Source organism: Marinomonas sp. A3A (genome assembly GCF_018336955.1).
GTDB lineage: Bacteria > Pseudomonadota > Gammaproteobacteria > Pseudomonadales > Marinomonadaceae > Marinomonas > Marinomonas lutimaris.
The window spans coordinates 1,629,194-1,646,418 of record NZ_CP025532.1 but is presented as its reverse complement, the minus strand read 5'-3'; the positions used below and the strand labels follow the sequence as shown (position 1 = coordinate 1,646,418).

Annotated in this window: 16 protein-coding genes; 5 read left to right on the top strand and 11 right to left on the bottom strand. The window is 43.8% G+C overall.

All coding sequences use genetic code 11. The features are described from left to right. Nucleotides 1-56: 56 nt before the first annotated feature. Nucleotides 57-1,445, bottom strand: coding sequence for an envelope stress sensor histidine kinase CpxA (cpxA, locus tag CYL31_RS07675; protein WP_212918337.1), 1,389 nt, complete (start codon nucleotides 1,443-1,445; stop codon nucleotides 57-59). Next, nucleotides 1,445-2,131 carry a response regulator gene (locus tag CYL31_RS07670; protein WP_212918336.1) on the bottom strand — a complete coding sequence of 229 codons (687 nt, stop codon included), beginning with the start codon at nucleotides 2,129-2,131 and terminating at the stop codon, nucleotides 1,445-1,447. The genes cpxA and CYL31_RS07670 overlap by 1 nt, the downstream gene beginning before the upstream one ends. Nucleotides 2,132-2,369: 238 nt before the next feature. Here CYL31_RS07670 and CYL31_RS07665 point away from each other — a divergent pair, with 238 nt between their 5' ends. After that, nucleotides 2,370-2,870: a CpxP family protein gene (locus tag CYL31_RS07665; RefSeq protein WP_212918335.1), complete on the top strand. Its 501-nt coding sequence runs from the start codon at nucleotides 2,370-2,372 to the stop codon at nucleotides 2,868-2,870. A 125-nt stretch (nucleotides 2,871-2,995) separates the two neighbouring features. Here CYL31_RS07665 and CYL31_RS07660 read toward each other — a convergent pair whose 3' ends face one another. Next, on the bottom strand, nucleotides 2,996-3,274 hold the full coding sequence (locus CYL31_RS07660; protein WP_212918334.1) for a hypothetical protein: 279 nt from the start codon (nucleotides 3,272-3,274) through the stop codon (nucleotides 2,996-2,998). Nucleotides 3,275-3,463: 189 nt separating this feature from the next. Between CYL31_RS07660 and CYL31_RS07655 the strand changes: the two genes are divergently transcribed. After that, nucleotides 3,464-4,009, top strand: a complete 546-nt coding sequence (locus CYL31_RS07655) for a hypothetical protein (protein ID WP_212918333.1) — start codon at nucleotides 3,464-3,466, stop codon at nucleotides 4,007-4,009. 76 nt (nucleotides 4,010-4,085) lie between these two features. Here the strand turns inward: CYL31_RS07655 and CYL31_RS07650 are convergent, their stop codons facing one another. The 3 genes from CYL31_RS07650 to CYL31_RS07640 all read right to left on the bottom strand — a co-directional run bounded on the left by CYL31_RS07650 (nucleotide 4,086) and on the right by CYL31_RS07640 (nucleotide 6,686). Next, nucleotides 4,086-5,084: a branched-chain amino acid aminotransferase gene (locus CYL31_RS07650; RefSeq protein WP_212918332.1), complete on the bottom strand. Its 999-nt coding sequence runs from the start codon at nucleotides 5,082-5,084 to the stop codon at nucleotides 4,086-4,088. A gap of 287 nt (nucleotides 5,085-5,371) precedes the next feature. Next, complete coding sequence (locus CYL31_RS07645; protein WP_212918331.1) at nucleotides 5,372-6,250, bottom strand: diguanylate cyclase domain-containing protein; 879 nt, start codon at nucleotides 6,248-6,250, stop codon at nucleotides 5,372-5,374. A gap of 151 nt (nucleotides 6,251-6,401) precedes the next feature. After that, nucleotides 6,402-6,686 (bottom strand): DUF1294 domain-containing protein, encoded by a 285-nt coding sequence (locus tag CYL31_RS07640; protein WP_212918330.1) that lies wholly within the window; start codon nucleotides 6,684-6,686, stop codon nucleotides 6,402-6,404. A gap of 214 nt (nucleotides 6,687-6,900) precedes the next feature. On the opposite strand from CYL31_RS07640, the gene CYL31_RS07635 reads away from it, so the two are divergent. Further along, complete coding sequence (locus tag CYL31_RS07635) at nucleotides 6,901-7,629, top strand: tellurite resistance TerB family protein (protein WP_212918329.1); 729 nt, start codon at nucleotides 6,901-6,903, stop codon at nucleotides 7,627-7,629. Between the two features lie 61 nt (nucleotides 7,630-7,690). Here CYL31_RS07635 and CYL31_RS07630 read toward each other — a convergent pair whose 3' ends face one another. The 5 genes from CYL31_RS07630 to apbC form a co-directional block, all read right to left on the bottom strand. Continuing rightward, the gene (locus tag CYL31_RS07630; protein WP_212918328.1) at nucleotides 7,691-8,137 is read right to left on the bottom strand and encodes a DUF1499 domain-containing protein; all 447 of its coding nucleotides are present in this window, start codon (nucleotides 8,135-8,137) and stop codon (nucleotides 7,691-7,693) included. A gap of 28 nt (nucleotides 8,138-8,165) precedes the next feature. Then, the gene (locus tag CYL31_RS07625; protein WP_100187309.1) at nucleotides 8,166-8,696 is read right to left on the bottom strand and encodes an NUDIX hydrolase; all 531 of its coding nucleotides are present in this window, start codon (nucleotides 8,694-8,696) and stop codon (nucleotides 8,166-8,168) included. Between the two features lie 1,084 nt (nucleotides 8,697-9,780). Further along, on the bottom strand, nucleotides 9,781-11,001 hold the full coding sequence (locus tag CYL31_RS07620) for a hypothetical protein (protein ID WP_212918327.1): 1,221 nt from the start codon (nucleotides 10,999-11,001) through the stop codon (nucleotides 9,781-9,783). A gap of 1,320 nt (nucleotides 11,002-12,321) precedes the next feature. Next, a complete protein-coding gene (gene dcd / locus CYL31_RS07615; protein WP_212918326.1) occupies nucleotides 12,322-12,909 on the bottom strand; it encodes a dCTP deaminase in 588 nt (195 codons plus the stop codon). A gap of 47 nt (nucleotides 12,910-12,956) precedes the next feature. Then, nucleotides 12,957-14,039 carry an iron-sulfur cluster carrier protein ApbC gene (gene apbC, locus CYL31_RS07610; protein ID WP_212918325.1) on the bottom strand — a complete coding sequence of 361 codons (1,083 nt, stop codon included), beginning with the start codon at nucleotides 14,037-14,039 and terminating at the stop codon, nucleotides 12,957-12,959. A 254-nt stretch (nucleotides 14,040-14,293) separates the two neighbouring features. Here apbC and metG point away from each other — a divergent pair, with 254 nt between their 5' ends. Continuing rightward, complete coding sequence (metG, locus tag CYL31_RS07605; RefSeq protein ID WP_212918324.1) at nucleotides 14,294-16,345, top strand: methionine--tRNA ligase; 2,052 nt, start codon at nucleotides 14,294-14,296, stop codon at nucleotides 16,343-16,345. A gap of 295 nt (nucleotides 16,346-16,640) precedes the next feature. Next, nucleotides 16,641-17,222 (top strand): electron transport complex subunit RsxA, encoded by a 582-nt coding sequence (gene rsxA / locus CYL31_RS07600; RefSeq protein WP_012069258.1) that lies wholly within the window; start codon nucleotides 16,641-16,643, stop codon nucleotides 17,220-17,222. Nucleotides 17,223-17,225 lie beyond the last annotated feature (3 nt).

The window sequence follows — 17,225 nt, the reverse complement described above, 5'->3', positions numbered from 1 at the left end:
TCTAATATGAGCTGAATTAATCGCTTTGTCTACTAATAAACAAAGATTTAAACATATTATGACTCAGCTAATAGCGGTAAAGTGACTTCCACCAGCAATCCACCTAATGTACTTCGAGCTGCTCTGATCGTACCATTATGTTGACGAATGGCGTTTTCAGCAATGGCTAAGCCCAATCCTGCGCCACCACTGTGTCGATCTCGAGCGGTCGAAACACGATAAAAAGGCCTAAAGATAGAATCAAACTCATCGTCAGGCACACCTTCACCATCATCTTCCACTCGAATACTCAAAGTATCTACATTCACGTCCAGCGAAACCTTTATCTGCTCTTTACCATAGTGAATAGCATTGCGAACAATATTTTCCAAAGCGCTCATTAATAACTGCGGATGACAATTAACCATTCGATTAGGAACATCCGAAGACAGTAAAGTCTTACCAACCTGCTCAGCCTCAAACTGGCTATCAGCCAACAGAGCATCACACAAACTCGCAAGCGGCTGAGCTTCGCGATTCAAATGACTGTCCACTTGAACACTCGACAGTTCAAGCAACTTAGCGATCATCTGCTCAAGCCGCTGAGCTTCGGTATCAATACGTGTCAAATCTGCACTGTCGCCTAACTTTCGTTTCGCCAAAGCTTGCGCCATTCTTAGTCGCGTCAAAGGTGAGCGTAACTCATGAGAGATATCCGACAACAAGCGTTGCTGACGCGAAATCATTAAGTTAACCGCTTCGACCATCTGATTAAAACTAGCCCCTGCTTGGCGAAACTCCGACGTGCCTTTTTCAAGCTCTGGGTCAATTTCAAACACCCCTTTTGCTACACGCTGGGCAGCCAGCTCTAGACGACGAGCAGGTTGACTCAATGCCCATGCCAACCAAAGCAGTAATGGCGTACTGACTAACATCACTGCCAACAACAAGCGAAATGGATGATCAAATAATTGTATTAAGAAGTGCGGCGGCTCACTCCAGCGAGCGCCAATGTAGAGAAAGTAATCTTTTCTTGCCAACCGAACAGGAAAAGGCCCAGAAATCATCGTCTTACCATATAATTTTTGCTGGGGGCTAAGAGGATTATCAATGCTTGTCACAAAGTTACGCAACGCCTTATAACTAAAATCTGGACGACGATCCGTCGTGATTACATTGCCATCAAGGTCTGTAATAAAAAGCCGCAGTTTATGATCATCTGGTCCGCGGTGTGACCAGCCTTCTAAATTATTTAAAACTGGTACCAAATCTTTCGAAGAAGAGAACATTTGCTCGATTCGATCTCTTATTTCCAACATCCGATCATAATGAGGAGGTGGAATATCTCGAGGCTTACGAGGGTCAAAACTAGGCAAAGCCAATACAGCCAAAATCACCAAGAACATAGTGAACCAAAAAATAGCGAAGATACGCCCGTACAAGCTGGTGATCTTTGGCAAGCGCATCAATCGCCCTCCACCAATAAATAGCCTCGCCCACGCAAGGTTTTAATTCGAGGCTTGCCATTTGGCCAATCAGGCAATTTTTTACGTAAATTCGAAACATGCATATCGATTGCTCGGTCAAACGCAGCTAAACGTTTACCTAACACATCCAAACTTAAGTCTTCTTTGGTTAAAACGGTGCCAGGGTGGAGCAAAAAATAATGCAAAAGCGCAAACTCAGTACTGGTCAAATCTAATAAATCACCATTGCAATACGCTTCTAAGCGACCTGGATAAAGCTTGATGTCTCGGTACGTCACAAAATCATTTTGTGGCTGACCTTTACTGACCTGAGTTCTACGTAAAATCGCACGAATCCTTGCCAACAACTCTCGTTCGCTAAAAGGCTTAGGCAAGTAGTCATCCGCACCAAGTTCAAGACCCACAACACGATCAATCTCATCACCTTTCGCCGTTAACATCAGAACCGGCACATCCCATTTTTCACGTAGCTGCTTCAAGGTTTCAAAGCCATTCAGTTTAGGCATCATCACATCAAGCAATATCAAATCCACACTATCATCCACCGCTTCCACACCAGACAAGCCATCATAAGCAACAGATACAGCGCAATTTTCAAAAGACAAAACTTCTTTGAGCAAATCACTCAATTCAACATCATCATCGATTATTAAAATATGTGGCATCAACAATTCCTAAAAACGGTTTAGATAAATAACTAGCTAGAGACCTTGCAGCGATCACCAGGTAAAGCGCAACTCTCAGATAGCATTTTACGTCGAAATACAGTGCGTGATGCAGCCTTTACGATACTTTACCCAGCTGATACGCCACTTTACCTTACAACCTCTATTCTACTCCCATGCGTTCAGAACGCTGTAATTATCAACAATCTGATCCCCTAAAGTATATAAGGAATAAAATATGAAAATGGCAAAAAAACTTATCCTAGCCTCTGTTGTTTTACCACTAGTATTGAGCACTAGCGCCTTTGCATTTGGCGGCAAAGACCACAAAGGTCCACAGGACGAATGTCGTCCAGGTCTAGACCGCGGCATGATGAAAGAACTGAATCTAACTGACACCCAAAAAGAACAATTCAAAACGCTTCGCCAAGCTAACAAAGAAGAAATGAAAGAGCGCTTCAATGACAAAAAAGAGCAAGGCGAAAAAGCTCGCATGGCACATTTTGATAAAGTAAATGCCCTACTTACTGCAGACAAATTTGATCCAACCAAAGCCACTGAACTAGCACAAGAAATGTCCGATAAACAGGTTAAGCGTCAAGTAGACATGCTAAGCAAACAACACAAAATGCTTAGTATCTTAACTCCTGAGCAAAAAACCAAATTCATCGAACTACAAAAAGAACGCATGGAAGATTGTGACGACATGCCTCGCCATCACGGCAAAGATCGCAAATAAGCCACGATCACTACAAATAGCGGATAACAAAAAAGCGATCCTAGTCTAGGATCGCTTTTTTCGTATTCAGCACAGTCGTCGTACAAAGGTCTCAATATAAATGAGTACATTTTAAAACGATCTAATTAACTGCGCTTCCAAATTCTTGCCACTGCACGATCACTACCTAAAAAGCCGACAATTTCACACACCAAGCCCATTAGTAAAAATACCATTATAGGGATGATACCGGCAGCCTCTCCTGTCATCAGAGTCATAGTCAAAGAAACGGATGCAATCACTAAACAGAGCAATCCTAATACAATCAATATGGTTCGATGGGATGATTTATAATCAAAATCTCCCTCACCAGACTCAAACATCCCCAACACTGGAGAGCAGAGCTTTCTCAAAACCTCTTTCATAAATAACGCCCTTCACCTGTATACAAAAGCCAATACCGTAAAGTTACCGTAAAATGCGTCAGATTGACAAAAATAATGCCTCGGTTCACTAAACTAATATCTACATCCGCCGCAGAATATAAAGGGGAAAGAAACGTTCCAGCGCCTTATGTGACAGATTTCCCATAAATCAAAACAAAGGATATGAACATGAAAAACATAATACTATCCGGCTTAACAGCCACAGCATGTGCTTTATCAGCAGGTGCTCAAGCAGGTCCATTCGATTATATCGATTATGGATTTGGCAAAATCGACCCAGATTCATCTTCATCATCCGATGACTATTCATCACTGTCTGGCGCCTTTCAAACATCGGCAGGCCCTTTTATTGCCCTTGAAACCACAGAATACGGCGAACTCGATGTGTTGGCTATCGGTGCTGGTGTCTATGCGCCAGTTGGCGGCCAGTCCAATGTGTTCGGTATGCTGCAATACATAAAGGCGGACTATGGTAACAACGACGAAACAGGTTTTAGAATCTCTGCGGGAGTACGAACCACTCTAACAAACCGTGTCGAGTTAGAAGGTAAAATTAAACACGACGATGTTTACTCACAAACCGATACCAGCTTTGCCGCTGCTCTTAGATACTATGTCACGCCAAACTTTTCTGTGGCTGCAAACTATGACACAGCAGAAACCAATGGCAACGACCTAAACGCCATGTTTACGTCACTAAGACTCAATTTCTAAAGCACTCAATCAGCATAAAAAATGGGCTGACATTCAACATGTCAGCCCATTTTTTTACAACCTAAACAGATCTAACTTAGCAAACCTTTGTTAGCCAGTTATGCTTGTCTTCTGCCTTGCCCCACTGAATATCATTCAATGCTTGACGAAGTTTTAGGGCGATAGGACCTGGCTCACCAGTACCTACTTTGTACTCTTTATCGTTATGGATAAAAGTACCAACAGACGTTAATACCGCCGCTGTACCAGACAACACGGCTTCCACTTCAGGCTTAGCGGCACGCTCTAGTAACTCAGCAACCGTCAAATCACGCTCACTTACCGTCATACCTAGATCTTTCGCAAGCGTTAAGATAGAAGAACGAGTCACACCGTGAAGGAAAGATGAATCCAAACCTTTCGTGATGATCTCATTGCCATCGATCAACAAGAAGTTAGCCGCGCCGGTTTCTTGTACATCGCCATTTGGACAGAACAAAATTTGGTCTGCTTGCACTTCCGCTTTCGCCTTCATCATAGGACCCAAAGCACTGGCGTAGTTACCACCGCTTTTGATCATCCCCATGTGTGGCGCACAACGCATGCCCGTTTCATCCAATAGAAGGCGAAGCGCTTTAGCACCACCAGTAAAATAATCACCTACAGGAGACAACAAAACATACAACATAGACGTTGCTGTTGGCGCCGCCGCTTTACCAACCGCCGCTTCCGTACCAATGTGAGTTGGGCGAATGTACATAGATCCTGGTGGCTCTGGCACATCAGTCGCAAACTCAGCAACCGCATCAATAATCATTTTAGAAACTTGAGCTTCATCCAAAATTGGCAAAGACAATAGACGGCTACTTTGTGCTAAACGCTTAATATTTTGGTCCATACGAAACACATGTACACTGCCATCAGCATGACGAAACGCCTTCAAACCTTCAAAACAGGTACTTGAGTAATGCAACACGTGAGCACCAGGATGCAATTGAATGCTGTCCGATGCGACAATGCTTGCGTCACTCCATTGATTATTTTCGAATGTTGCCAATGCCATTTTAGGCATAAACACGCTACCAAAAGCCGCCATTATTGTTTCCTATAAAGTTAAATGATTACAAACAATACCAGTGATCGACACAGATATTATGTGGACTCTAGACTTTGCTTCTCGCCCAATGACACGATAGTAAAACGGAAACCAACACGAAGAAAGCAAATCGTAAACCACGGATCAAACAGAATGTGTATTTCCAGTATATTTGCTAATTTGAACCAGAAAATAGACTGACAGAAGAGTGATGAAACGTAACAAGGATATTACCTTTTCGATGAAAAGTGCTCAATAACCCAAAGCACATCCCCAAGCAAAAAAACCTAAGAAGCCGTCAAAACAACCTTATCACCGCCATAGTTTTTGGCTTGATACATAGCATGGTCAGCAGACTGCACCAAATCCAACGGCTCTTTACCGTTTTCAGGATAACGGGCAACACCAATACTGGCAGAAACGAGCAAAGAAGAACCTTCAATCACAAAAGCCTCAGCTAACATTGCACGAATCTTCTCAGCAACCAGAGTAGCACTTTCCGTATTACTCACTTTATTTAAAATAATTAAAAACTCATCGCCGCCAAGACGCCCAACCGTATCTGACTTACGAACACAAGCCCCTAATCTTTTGGCAATTTGCTGTAACAACAAATCACCAACCGCATGACCATAACCATCATTGATATCTTTAAAGCCATCAATATCAATAAACAAAACAGATAAACCTGCCTGCTCACGCTCCGCCAAGGTTAGCGACGCCTGCAAACGATCCAAAAGCAAAGTACGATTAGGTAAATCCGTCAAATCATCATGGCCCGCTGCGTAAAGCAACTGAGCCTCCATTTCCTTACGCTCAGTAATGTCATGAGCAACCGCAATTCTCACCTGGTGCTCTTCCGACCACCTAGCCGACCACAGAACATTCACCACCTTACCATCTTTACGCACCCAACGATTCTCAAAGCGAGGTAGCATGTGACCATCAACAACAGACTCTGCGATGCTTAGCGTTCTTTCCCTATCATCTGGATAAACCATATTGACCATAGGCTTGCCAATCACTTCATGGGGCGCGTAGCCAAACATATCCTCAAAAGCCGCACTAACAAAAACGAAACCTCCATCACGATCAACAACACAAACCGCATCGAGCATCAGCTCCATCACATCGGCAAGGCTAATGGCTAGTTCATTGTTTTTCATAAAACATTACACCCAAAGATAAAAAATCAGTGCCATTCATGGATTGTAGAAGACAACCCAATAAAGCGCTCTATCTAGCGCTGCTATCTAAGTAATTATTATCTATGGTTTTTGAATAAAAAACCTACGCCAATTACATAACGTAACGAGATTAACCAACATCAAGAGAATTGAAAAAATAAATGGCATAACTTATTACAGAGACATTCACCACAACCGTCAGCCAAAACACCGCCAGAAAACGCATCTTCTTCGTCTTATGACGAAACACCTTCTGCCCCAACAGAGCACCGAACCAACCACCAAACAGTGACAACAAATGCAAAGTCGATTCTCTAACCCTCTGCTTGCCACGCTTTGCCGCGGACTTATCGAGACCATAGACACAAAAAGTGATTAGGCTAAGAAAGCCATAAATAGAAAACACATAAATCATTTCAACTCACCACCCATCGGGAAACTAAACACGCTTCCCCACTAACCATCAACACATTTTTCGACATAAATAGCTCAAACAAGTCATAGATTTATCCCCTTTCAATAGCGTAATTAAAGAGTAAAAGAAAGGGAACAAAACAGCCAAAGATGAACTCTCCCATGCTTATTCAGTCTGATCAATTAACCAATAAATTAATAGGAGATTCTCAATCGTGAATATCAACTCATTGTTAAGCAGCATTATGGGCTCTACAGGCTCAGGAATTGGCAAAGCCGTCACCAAAGCAAAATCTGGCTCTATGCCCGGTGGTCTAATGGGCGGTGCAGCCGCTGGCGGATTAGCCGCCATGTTATTAACGAACAAAAAAGCCCGTAAAATGGGCGGTAAAGCCATCAAATACGGTGGCATGGCCGCAATCGGCGGAATGGCTTACAAAGCTTGGCGCGCTCACAAAGAGGACAAAACCACGACACAAATAACTAACCTTGAGCCTAATCAGAGCTTCGACTCATCCACTACCATACCCGAAGCGCCCGCTGGTAGCATCTTCGACCTCGCTGAAGAGAAGCCAAGCAAACAGACACAAAATACATACATCATTCTAATAAAAGCCATGATCAGCGCCGCCAAAGCCGATGGTCATATCGATGCGACCGAACGCGCCCGAATCGAACAAGAAATCAATGACCTAGGTATCAGCGCAGAAGAACAAAAATTTCTAATAGAGCAACTACGAGCAACCAGCGACCCAATCGCAATCGCACGCCTGTCTGAAAATGAAGCACAATCGGCAGAGATTTACCTCGTTTCTATGCTCGCAATCGATATCGATACCGACGAAGAACGCCGCTACCTAGATCGTCTAGGCGACGCCCTACACTTACCAAACGACCTGCGTCAAAACATCGAATACGAAGTGAAACATTCACAAACACTGTGACCTGATAAAAAAGGCGCTCTACAGAATATACAGAGCGCCTTCAAATCAATAACCGACCAGCCTACTTATTAAGTTTGCCGCGAATGTCTTCCATACGTTTTCGATTCACGCCAAAGTCGGAATGCCCAACTCGAGACGCCGAGCGAATATCGACAACCACTTCTCCATCACGCTCTTGCGAAAATAAGAACTCCACATCGTCCACAAAACGAAACACCAAGGATGTAAATTCAGCGTGGATATAATTCTCTTCATTCACCACAACCTTAGTGCGTTTCGAAGACTCCAGTACCGCCAACACCTTATCATGGGCAGACACATTGGAACCTTTCAACACAATAGGCTCAATGTAATGCTTATCACTGACCGGTGCCTGACTGCTCACGCAATTTGGCGAGCGAGGACACTCAGCTAACTTCCCATTAGAAACACCTAAATTCGGCATATGGCTTGAACACCCCTGCAATAAAATAAACACCAATAAGTATAAAAGTTTTCTAGTAAACATGCTCAATCCTAATAACTTTAGCCAGAGACTAACAGCTTGCAACAACCAACAGCTCATCTCGAATCATAGATAATAAAAAGGTTTCCCGCTCAATCGACATGCCTTTTTTATCGCTGTTTTTAATGGTATCCAAATTATGCTTAATGGCATCGTGGACATTAATCCACACCGGCTTCATACCGTTTTTGACTTCGTAATCTTCCAGACTCGTCTCGCCTAACTGCTCATCAATCTCACAGGTATAACAGTAAGACTTCATCTGCATGATCTCAAAACCATCCCTATTCCAAGGCCGAAACTCTTCATATAAACCAAACGCCTCGACATTGCGAATATTCCGCGCCCCAGTCTCCTCCGTTAACTCACGGATCAAACCCTCCACCTGATTCTCGCCTTCATCAATCCCACCACCCGGCAAGGTGTAATCATCGTAACGCTGGGTGTACAGCATCAAAATATCCTCGCCTTTTAGAATAATCCCACGGGCAGCAAGACGTAAAAAAGAAGATTGATCGAGGGATTCAAGGCTTGGATGGATAGAGGATTTTAGTAAACGCATAGATTGGGGCGCTTAGTGATTTTAGATGAGCTGGATAATAACGATTGGTGGGGAAGTGAGCAAATTGGGTGCCATTCAAACACTTTGGATTCCCGACCTTTATTCCGCCCTGCTGGGCGGGTAACTTTTGTCTAGCGACACAAAAGTAACCAAAAATTCGCTTTATCGGGCTATCGCCCAAACGTCTCATTCACTTTGCTTAACATCCTGATTAGCAACACGACTTTTATCGTAAGGCATAGATTGGTTATGCTGCTGGAGAGAGCCCTTCCGTTAATGACTTGCAAACTCCATAGAGTCGCGCAATCGGGATTGCGTCGAAGGGTTTTATTAGTTTATCTGATTCCATTCAAACGCTTTGGATTCCTGACCTTTATTCCGCCCTGCTGGGCGAGGGCTTAGTTCCTTCCCCTTTTGTCTTCCAAGGGGAAGGCGGAGGATGGGGTTGTTCTATGGATCTTCAAGTATATTTGTTACTTCTCAATGACTTTGAGCTGCAAGTTTATTCCGCCCTGCTGGGCGGGTAACTTTTGCCAATCGATGCAAAAGTTACCAAAAAATCTTTTATCGGGCTATCGCCCAAACGTCTCATTCACTTTGTTTGACATCACGTCTAGCAACACGACTTTTATCGTAAGGCATAGATTGTTCTTGCTGTTCGAGGGAGTCTTTCCGTTAATGACCCTGGAACTCCATAGGGTCGCGCAATCGGGATTGCGTCGAAGGGGCTTAATCAGTTTATCCACTTCCATTCAAACTCTTTGGATTCCCGACCTTTATTCCGCCCCGCTGGGCGTGTAACTTTTGTCCAGATCCACAAAAGTAACCAAAAAGTCTCTTTATCGGGCTATCGCCCAAACGTCTCATTCACTTTGTTTAACATCACGTCTAGCAACACGACTTTTATCGTAAGGCATAGATTAGTCTTACTGTTAGAGAGAGTCTTTCCGTTAATGACTCGGAAACTCCATAGGGTCGCGCAATCAGGATTGCGTCGAAGGGGTTATTAACACCTCAATAACCGGCGCAGCTTTGCTGCGTCCGGCGCCGTAGGCGCGTAGTTAATTGACTTGTTAGAAGCATCTTAATGGGCAAGCAAGATAAACGAGTCCATGACATGAATGCATGCTGATCTAACCGTCATAATTTTATTATTCACTTTCCACAAACGAAAACCAAATGGATACTCAACCAACTCCATCGAGAAAGTAAACATTTGAGGGTATCCGCCAGTATCGTCTGCTCGAATATGGCCGTCACCACTCTTGTAGAACTTTACTTCCAAGCTGCCTCTTTGAATACTGAAGCCAGAGCTTTCATCTCTAATAGTAATCTTTGCTTTACTATCTGCCTTGAAATTTATCGCCTCGGCTATTCTCTCGATACTATTTCTACACTTTTCGAGTGTCGCCTCTGTATCGCCAATCAAATGAGCCCGTGCAGGACGAAATTGTACTCTTGGAAGAGTTTTTGATTTCAACTTAATTAAAGGCAAGACTATGCAGTAAGATGCAATTAGTCTGATTAGCGCTTCCAGAAGAGCACCTATCAATTTAATGACCTTGAAAGGATAGCCAGCGATATTTTTTATAGCCCAAACAGGCTTCATTAAATAGAAGCCTATATATTTCCCGCTTATACCTTTATAAATCCCTACCTCAGGCTGTTTTAATGACTTGGAAGCCTCTTTCCTTGTAACTGCATTATCTAATAGGGAGTACTCTATGATTCCATTTGGGTCTTGTTGTTCGTTATGCCCCTTAAAATAATAGGGCATAAAAGTTCCAACAGACCTCCAGCCCTTTTCAGGAAGATAATAGAGCAAATCCAGCTTTAAGCTTCCTTCAGGGTTCAAGGTGACCCCCATATATTTTTCAGGCTTAAACTCTACAACAAAATTTTTAGTTGATCTCCCCAAAATAGAAACTGGAGAAAACGAGTTAAATTCACTTTTATCAAAATATGAAGATTTACTTGGCAACTGCTCAAGTGCATTCTCAGCATAAAGCATATACTCAGAAGGGAAAGTTACTCCCGAGTCATATACTCTCACTGCGAAGTCATCAATCCGGCCAATTTTGTTTCTCCTGTTAATAGCCTCAATTTTCAATATGACAGATTCAAGAGATTTACCCCGAATGTTTGGATGCTTTTCTTCAGCCTTATAGCGGAAAAACAACTTGTTTGAGATATTTAGTCTTGGTTTAAATGTCAATATGTAATTATCGATGAAAACAAAAAAGCCCAAAAAGCCGCCGATCATACCAACGATTGAGCTTAATACCTTTAAAGCTTCTAAATTCAAAATCGACTCCATACTTGGGCTTCTAACAATTAAGGGTTATACGGCAGCGTAGCTGCGGCTATAACCCACTGTTGAACGGCTGCGGTCTATAGTCTATATAGGGGATTTGCTTTTTTCATGGTAGGACTTCCCTGTTATATAATTCGCTAAATACCAGCGTCTGTCTGGACTATGCCGCTTCAGATCATCTTTGATCGCCGTTATATTGATTCTTCATTTGTTCTTTTGTAGCGCGATTTGACCAGCGAGGCAAGAAATTCCCTCAGTCCTTATGAGATGATGCGTTTTTTAGAACTTACTCTTCTCTGTCGCTCCATAAGCGGCTTAGCTCAAAAATTAATAGTGCGCATGCTCATTTAGTTTTTTGTAGCCCTGAAGAACAACTGCATGAGAAAATGAAAAAAGGTTGGGAATACAAAGCGTTTGAATGGTGACATATTAGACTTCTGTTAACAGCCTGATTTTCATAACTATCCTTGTTATAAAAAACAAAAAGCCCTTATAAAATAAGGGCTTTTCGAGTAGAACTTCCATTGAGGTTGATGCTATTTATTGCGGGGATGCCTCTACCGCCGCGACTTCAAATGAGGTTGGTGTTTTTCATGTGGGGATGCCTCTACCACCACGTCATCTACATTCTTAGTATCTCCATCACAAGCTTTGATGTCAACACATTGTACATTTATCAACCTAAGAACATACCAAATTAAGCCTAAATAAACACACCATCATTAACCGTCAATGATTGATTCCCACCTTCGAGATTGTCGCTAAAGATAGCGAGCATGTTTTGTAGGCCTGATGAGGGAGGCACGACCGTAATCAGGCGTGCCGGATTACATCTTCGTTCCTTGATTCATCCGGCCTACATATCGCTGATGATCGGGCTTTAACGACAGCCTCCTTCGCAGGGAAGAGTTGCATCGGGTACGATGAAAACGGCGGATCACGGTCGTACCTCCCTCATCTCGCCCTACAAAAACCGGCATCACCAAAAAGTCAGTTCGACGCGACGAAGTTGCGCGACCCTATGGAGTTTCAGGGTCATTGTTTGACAATCCATCTATCACGAAATAAACAATCTATGCCTTACGATAAAAGTCGTCTTGCTAAATGTAACGTTAAACAGAGTGAAAGAGACGTTTGGGCGATAGCCCGATAAAAGATTTTTTGGTTACTTTTGCATCGATTGGCAAAAGTTACCCGCTCAGCAGAGCGGAACCAAGCTTGCAAACTAGGAATCGCTGAGAAGTAACTATTTGACCTTATAAAAACAAAAAAAGAGGCCGAGGCCTCTTTACTTGTCGATCTTAAAAAGATCTAAGATTTGTCACCTGAAATCCGGCTACCAACCGCGGAAGTCTGGTCTTTATACTTAGCATTATCACGCTTGTTATAAGGACGCTCCGCTGACCCCGACATGGTTTCAAAGTTGATGGCGCCGATGGTCATGCCTGGGCTTAGGGCGATTGGTAGTTTGCCGCCGTTGAGGAATTCTAGAACGATGCCGCCGCTCCAACCTGGGTCGATGCGGTGTGCGGTTACGTGAACCATTAAGCCAAGGCGCGCTAAGGAAGAGCGACCATCTAACCAGCCGACTAGGTTATCAGGCAGGGTGACAGATTCTTTGGTAACGCCAAGTACGAGTTCGCCCGGATGAATAAAGAAAGGTTTGCCGTCTTCGACGAGAATTTCTTCGCTCATGACGGATTCGATGACTTTGCTTAAGTCGGCTTTAGAGCTACTTAGGTCAAGGTAAGGCGCTGGGTGACCTTGAAAGACGCGAAACGAGTTGCCCAATCGTAAATCAACAGATACACCGCTGATAACGCTGTTGTCGGGGCGAGGTTCGATAACGATAGAACCTTCGTCTAGGGCTTTAATAATATCTCGGTCACACAAACGCATTACTTTTCCTCAATTTTCTATTAAATCGCTCTAATTTCGGTGTTTTTTTAATCGTCGCTCATGCTAATGGTCGGCATGGCAAATTGCTCACCTTGTTCAGAGCCTTGTTGGGATGCAAGGGTAGCACCAAGCTTGCGTGCAATCGACTGATAAATGCCTGCGGTATCACTTTCTGGTGCATTTACTACAATTGGTCGGCCAGCGTCGCTCTGTTCGCGGATCGCTAGGCTTAATGGCAGTTTGCCCAACACATTGACGTTATATTCTTTCGCTAAGCTCGCGCCGCCTTCGTCACCAAAGATGGCTTCGTGATGACCACAGTTGGAGCAAATATGCGTCGACATGTTTTCAACCACGCCCAATACGGGAATTTTTACCTTGTTGAACATTTCGATTCCGCGACGAGCATCCAGCAAAGCGATGTCTTGCGGTGTTGTCACAATGACGGAACCTGCTACTGGCACTTTTTGCGCTAGGGTCAGTTGAATGTCGCCAGTGCCCGGTGGCATGTCGATGAATAAGTAGTCGAGATCGTTCCAATCGGTTTGCGTTAGGATCTGCATCAAGGCGCCAGTCACCATAGGGCCACGCCAAGCGACAGGCGTGTCTTTAGTGGTCAGAAATGCCATGGACATCACTTGCACGCCAAACGCAGTTGGCGGCACAAAGAATTTGTCTTCACGAACTTGAGGACGAGTACCTTCGGCGAAGCCGAGCAACATACCTTGGCTTGGGCCGTAGATATCCGCATCCAGAATACCAACGCGAGCGCCCTCTTTTGCCATAGCAAGGGCAAGGTTAACCGTGGTGGTAGATTTACCCACACCGCCTTTACCTGACGCTACGGCAATGATGTTCTTCACGCCTTTTAGTCCTGCGATGTTGCCTTGAGTAGCGTGGCTTTTGACTTGAAAGTCGATGTCTAGCACCAAGTTGCGAGAATCGTCCAAGAGCTCTTTGATCTTGTCTTCTAGTTGAGCTTGTTGTTTTTGCGCTGGGTAGCCAAGCATCAAGGTGACATGAACGCGATTATCATCTGCTACGACGTTCCAAACAGCACCATAAGGTTGGCCGCTATTATCATCAATAAGGTTTTCTAAAGTCGCCTGTAGTTGGGCATCAGTTAACATAGGGGGATCCTTGTAAGGCGTAATGTAAATCTTTTAATGTTGAGCCAAGTTTGGGGGCAAATTGCAGAAAAGCAAGCCCAGAAACCAGAAAAGCAGAGCTATGGAAGAAGACAAGCTCTTGCACATGGATGATTGGGTCTTATAATGTCGCTTTTCTTAGACTATCTATCCTTTAGGCGCTTTATTTATTCGTCATCTACGCCTAATTATTGATAGAATACCCGACCTTTTTTAATCCAGCAGGCTTATCAAAAATGGCACAAACGCAACGCAAAATTTTAGTCACCAGCGCCCTTCCTTATGCCAATGGTTCTATCCATTTGGGGCATATGCTGGAACACATCCAAACAGATATCTGGGTGCGTTTTCAAAAAATGCGCGGCCATCTTTGTACAGCAGTGTGTGCGGATGACGCTCACGGCACGGCGATTATGATCAAAGCTGCGCAAAATGGCATCACATCAGAAGAGTTGATCGAGGGTGTTCGCCAAGAACACATGGCGGACTTTAACGACTTTTTGATTGGATATGATAATTACCATTCAACGCATTCTGAAGAAAACCGCGAATTCTCAAACAGCATCTACAAAGCCCTTCGTGACAATGGCAAAATCGCTGTTCGTTCTATCGTGCAAGCGTACGACCCTGAAAAAGAGATGTTCCTTGCGGATCGTTTCATTAAGGGAACTTGTCCTAAGTGTAAAGCAGAAGATCAATACGGCGACAACTGTGAAGTCTGTTCTGCCACTTACACGCCAATGGAAATGATCAATCCGCGCTCTGTTTACTCTGGTGCGACGCCGATTGAAAAAGACTCTGAGCATTATTTCTTCAAATTGCCAGATTTCCAAGACTTCCTAGCAAAATGGACGCGCAGCGGCACCTTGCAAGAGCAAGTGGCTAACAAGCTATCTGAATGGTTGGATTCTGGCCTAAAAGAGTGGGACATCAGCCGTGATGCACCTTACTTTGGTTTTGAAATCCCAGATGCGCCGGGCAAATATTTCTACGTTTGGCTAGACGCACCGATTGGTTACATGGCGAGCTTTAAAAACCTGTGTGATCGTACGGAAGGTTTAGAGTTTGATGATTACTGGGGCAAAGACTCTGACGCTGAGCTTTACCACTTCATCGGTAAAGACATCATCAATTTCCACGCTTTGTTCTGGCCTGCGATGTTGGACTGTGCAGGCTACCGCACACCGACAGCGGTGAACGCACACGGCTATGTAACCGTTGACGGCGAAAAAATGTCTAAGTCACGCGGTACTTTTATTAAAGCCCGCACTTACTTGAAGCATTTGGATCCGCAATACTTGCGTTACTACTACGCAGCCAAACTAAACTCTCGTGTTGACGATATCGATCTTAACTTAGGTGATTTCTTACAACGCGTTAACTCTGACGTTGTTGGCAAAGTGGTTAACATTGCTAGCCGCACAGCGAGCTTCATCAGCAAGAAATTCGACGGTCAATTAGCCAGTGAAGTGAGCGAAGCGGAAATGATTCAATCTTTCATCGATGCTGGTGAAGTGATTGCTGATCACTTTGAAAGCCGTGAATACGGTAAAGCAATTCGTGAAGTGATGCGTCTTGCTGATATGGCAAACGAATACATTGCCATGCAAGCACCTTGGGTATTGGCAAAAGATGAAGCGACATTACCGAAAGTTCAAGACGTTTGTACTGTTGCCTTGAATTTATTCAGCATCTTGGCTACTTATTTGAAACCAGTTATGCCAAACATGGTGGCAGAGGCTGAAGCTTTCCTTGGCAAAGAACTAACTTGGGACAACCGCAGCGAATTGTTGTTTGGTCGTACGGTGAATACCTTTAAACCGCTAATGGGTCGTATTGAGCAAACTCAAATCGATGCCATTATCGAAGAAGGCAAGCTAGAAGCGGCGGCAGAAGCCGCAGCGAAAGCAGCCGCTCAACCGACTCAAGTAGAAACGGAACTAAGCAAAGAACCTATTGAAGCGGAAATTAACTTTGATGACTTCGCTAAAGTAGATTTGCGCATTGCTTTGATCGTTAAAGCTGAGCACGTTGAAAAAGCCAATAAGTTGCTAAAACTGACTTTAGATATCGGTGGCGAAACTCGCACCGTGTTCTCTGGTATCAAGTCAGCTTATAAGCCAGAAGACTTAGAAGGCAAACATACTGTCATGGTTGCTAACCTTGCACCACGCAAAATGAAGTTTGGCATGTCAGAAGGCATGGTATTGGCGGCTGGTCCTGGTGGTGAAGACATTTACCTACTAGAACCTCATGCAGGTGCGAAACCAGGCCAACGCGTGATGTAACAACTATTCAGCAAACAACAGAGCACCTCTTGGTAGCTCTAAAAATTGCATGAGAAACCAATGCTCACCTTAGTTAATAAGAAACATTCTTAATAAGGTGGGCATTGGCATTAATAAAGAAACATAAATCGAACTTATATAAGCATAACTTATTATCTATATACTAAATCGGACTAGAAATACAAAAGCTTTAGTCTTGTTAGTTATAAGCAGATTGGTATAGTTACGCTCAAAGATACTTTTGTCTAAAGGTGTCTAAAACCACACAATATTCACCACATACTTTGGATTTGAGATGACTGAATATCTCCTGATACTGGTCAGTACCATTTTGGTTAACAACTTTGTATTGGTACAGTTTCTGGGCCTATGCCCTTTCATGGGCGTGTCTGGGAAACTAGAAACCTCTATTGGCATGGCGATGGCCACGACTTTTGTTTTGACATTGTCTAGCCTATGTAGCTATCTCACTTATACCTACATACTTCAGCCATTTGGACTTGAATACCTGCAAACCATTTCCTTTATTTTGGTGATTGCGGTGGTTGTACAGTTCACCGAAATGGTTGTCCATAAAACCAGCCCTCTGCTTTATCGCGTATTGGGGATTTTCTTACCCTTGATCACCACAAACTGTGCGGTTTTGGGTGTGGCACTGCAAAACATCAGCAAACAAAACGGCTTTGTTGAATCTATCCTTTACGGCTTTGGCGCTGCGGTGGGTTTCTCCTTCGTATTGATTCTGTTCTCTGCTATGCGCGAACGAATTAACGTTGCAGATGTACCGACTGTTTTTAAAGGCTCTGCCATCGGTATGATTACCGCAGGTCTTATGGCTCTCGCTTTTATGGGCTTCACCGCCCTCGTGCAGATTTAGGAG

Excerpts from the sequence above, each read along its gene's own strand:
- cpxA (WP_212918337.1), bottom strand. The coding sequence starts at position 1,445 with ATGCGCTTGCCAAAGATCACCAGCTTGTACGGGCGTATCTTCGCTATT.
- CYL31_RS07670 (WP_212918336.1), bottom strand. The coding sequence starts at position 2,131 with ATGCCACATATTTTAATAATCGATGATGATGTTGAATTGAGTGATTTG.
- CYL31_RS07665 (WP_212918335.1), top strand. The coding sequence starts at position 2,370 with ATGAAAATGGCAAAAAAACTTATCCTAGCCTCTGTTGTTTTACCACTA.
- CYL31_RS07660 (WP_212918334.1), bottom strand. The coding sequence starts at position 3,274 with ATGAAAGAGGTTTTGAGAAAGCTCTGCTCTCCAGTGTTGGGGATGTTT.
- CYL31_RS07655 (WP_212918333.1), top strand. The coding sequence starts at position 3,464 with ATGAAAAACATAATACTATCCGGCTTAACAGCCACAGCATGTGCTTTA.
- CYL31_RS07650 (WP_212918332.1), bottom strand. The coding sequence starts at position 5,084 with ATGGCGGCTTTTGGTAGCGTGTTTATGCCTAAAATGGCATTGGCAACA.
- CYL31_RS07645 (WP_212918331.1), bottom strand. The coding sequence starts at position 6,250 with ATGAAAAACAATGAACTAGCCATTAGCCTTGCCGATGTGATGGAGCTG.
- CYL31_RS07640 (WP_212918330.1), bottom strand. The coding sequence starts at position 6,686 with ATGATTTATGTGTTTTCTATTTATGGCTTTCTTAGCCTAATCACTTTT.
- CYL31_RS07630 (WP_212918328.1), bottom strand. The coding sequence starts at position 8,137 with ATGTTTACTAGAAAACTTTTATACTTATTGGTGTTTATTTTATTGCAG.
- CYL31_RS07625 (WP_100187309.1), bottom strand. The coding sequence starts at position 8,696 with ATGCGTTTACTAAAATCCTCTATCCATCCAAGCCTTGAATCCCTCGAT.
- dcd (WP_212918326.1), bottom strand. The coding sequence starts at position 12,909 with ATGCGTTTGTGTGACCGAGATATTATTAAAGCCCTAGACGAAGGTTCT.
- apbC (WP_212918325.1), bottom strand. The coding sequence starts at position 14,039 with ATGTTAACTGATGCCCAACTACAGGCGACTTTAGAAAACCTTATTGAT.
- metG (WP_212918324.1), top strand. The coding sequence starts at position 14,294 with ATGGCACAAACGCAACGCAAAATTTTAGTCACCAGCGCCCTTCCTTAT.
- rsxA (WP_012069258.1), top strand. The coding sequence starts at position 16,641 with ATGACTGAATATCTCCTGATACTGGTCAGTACCATTTTGGTTAACAAC.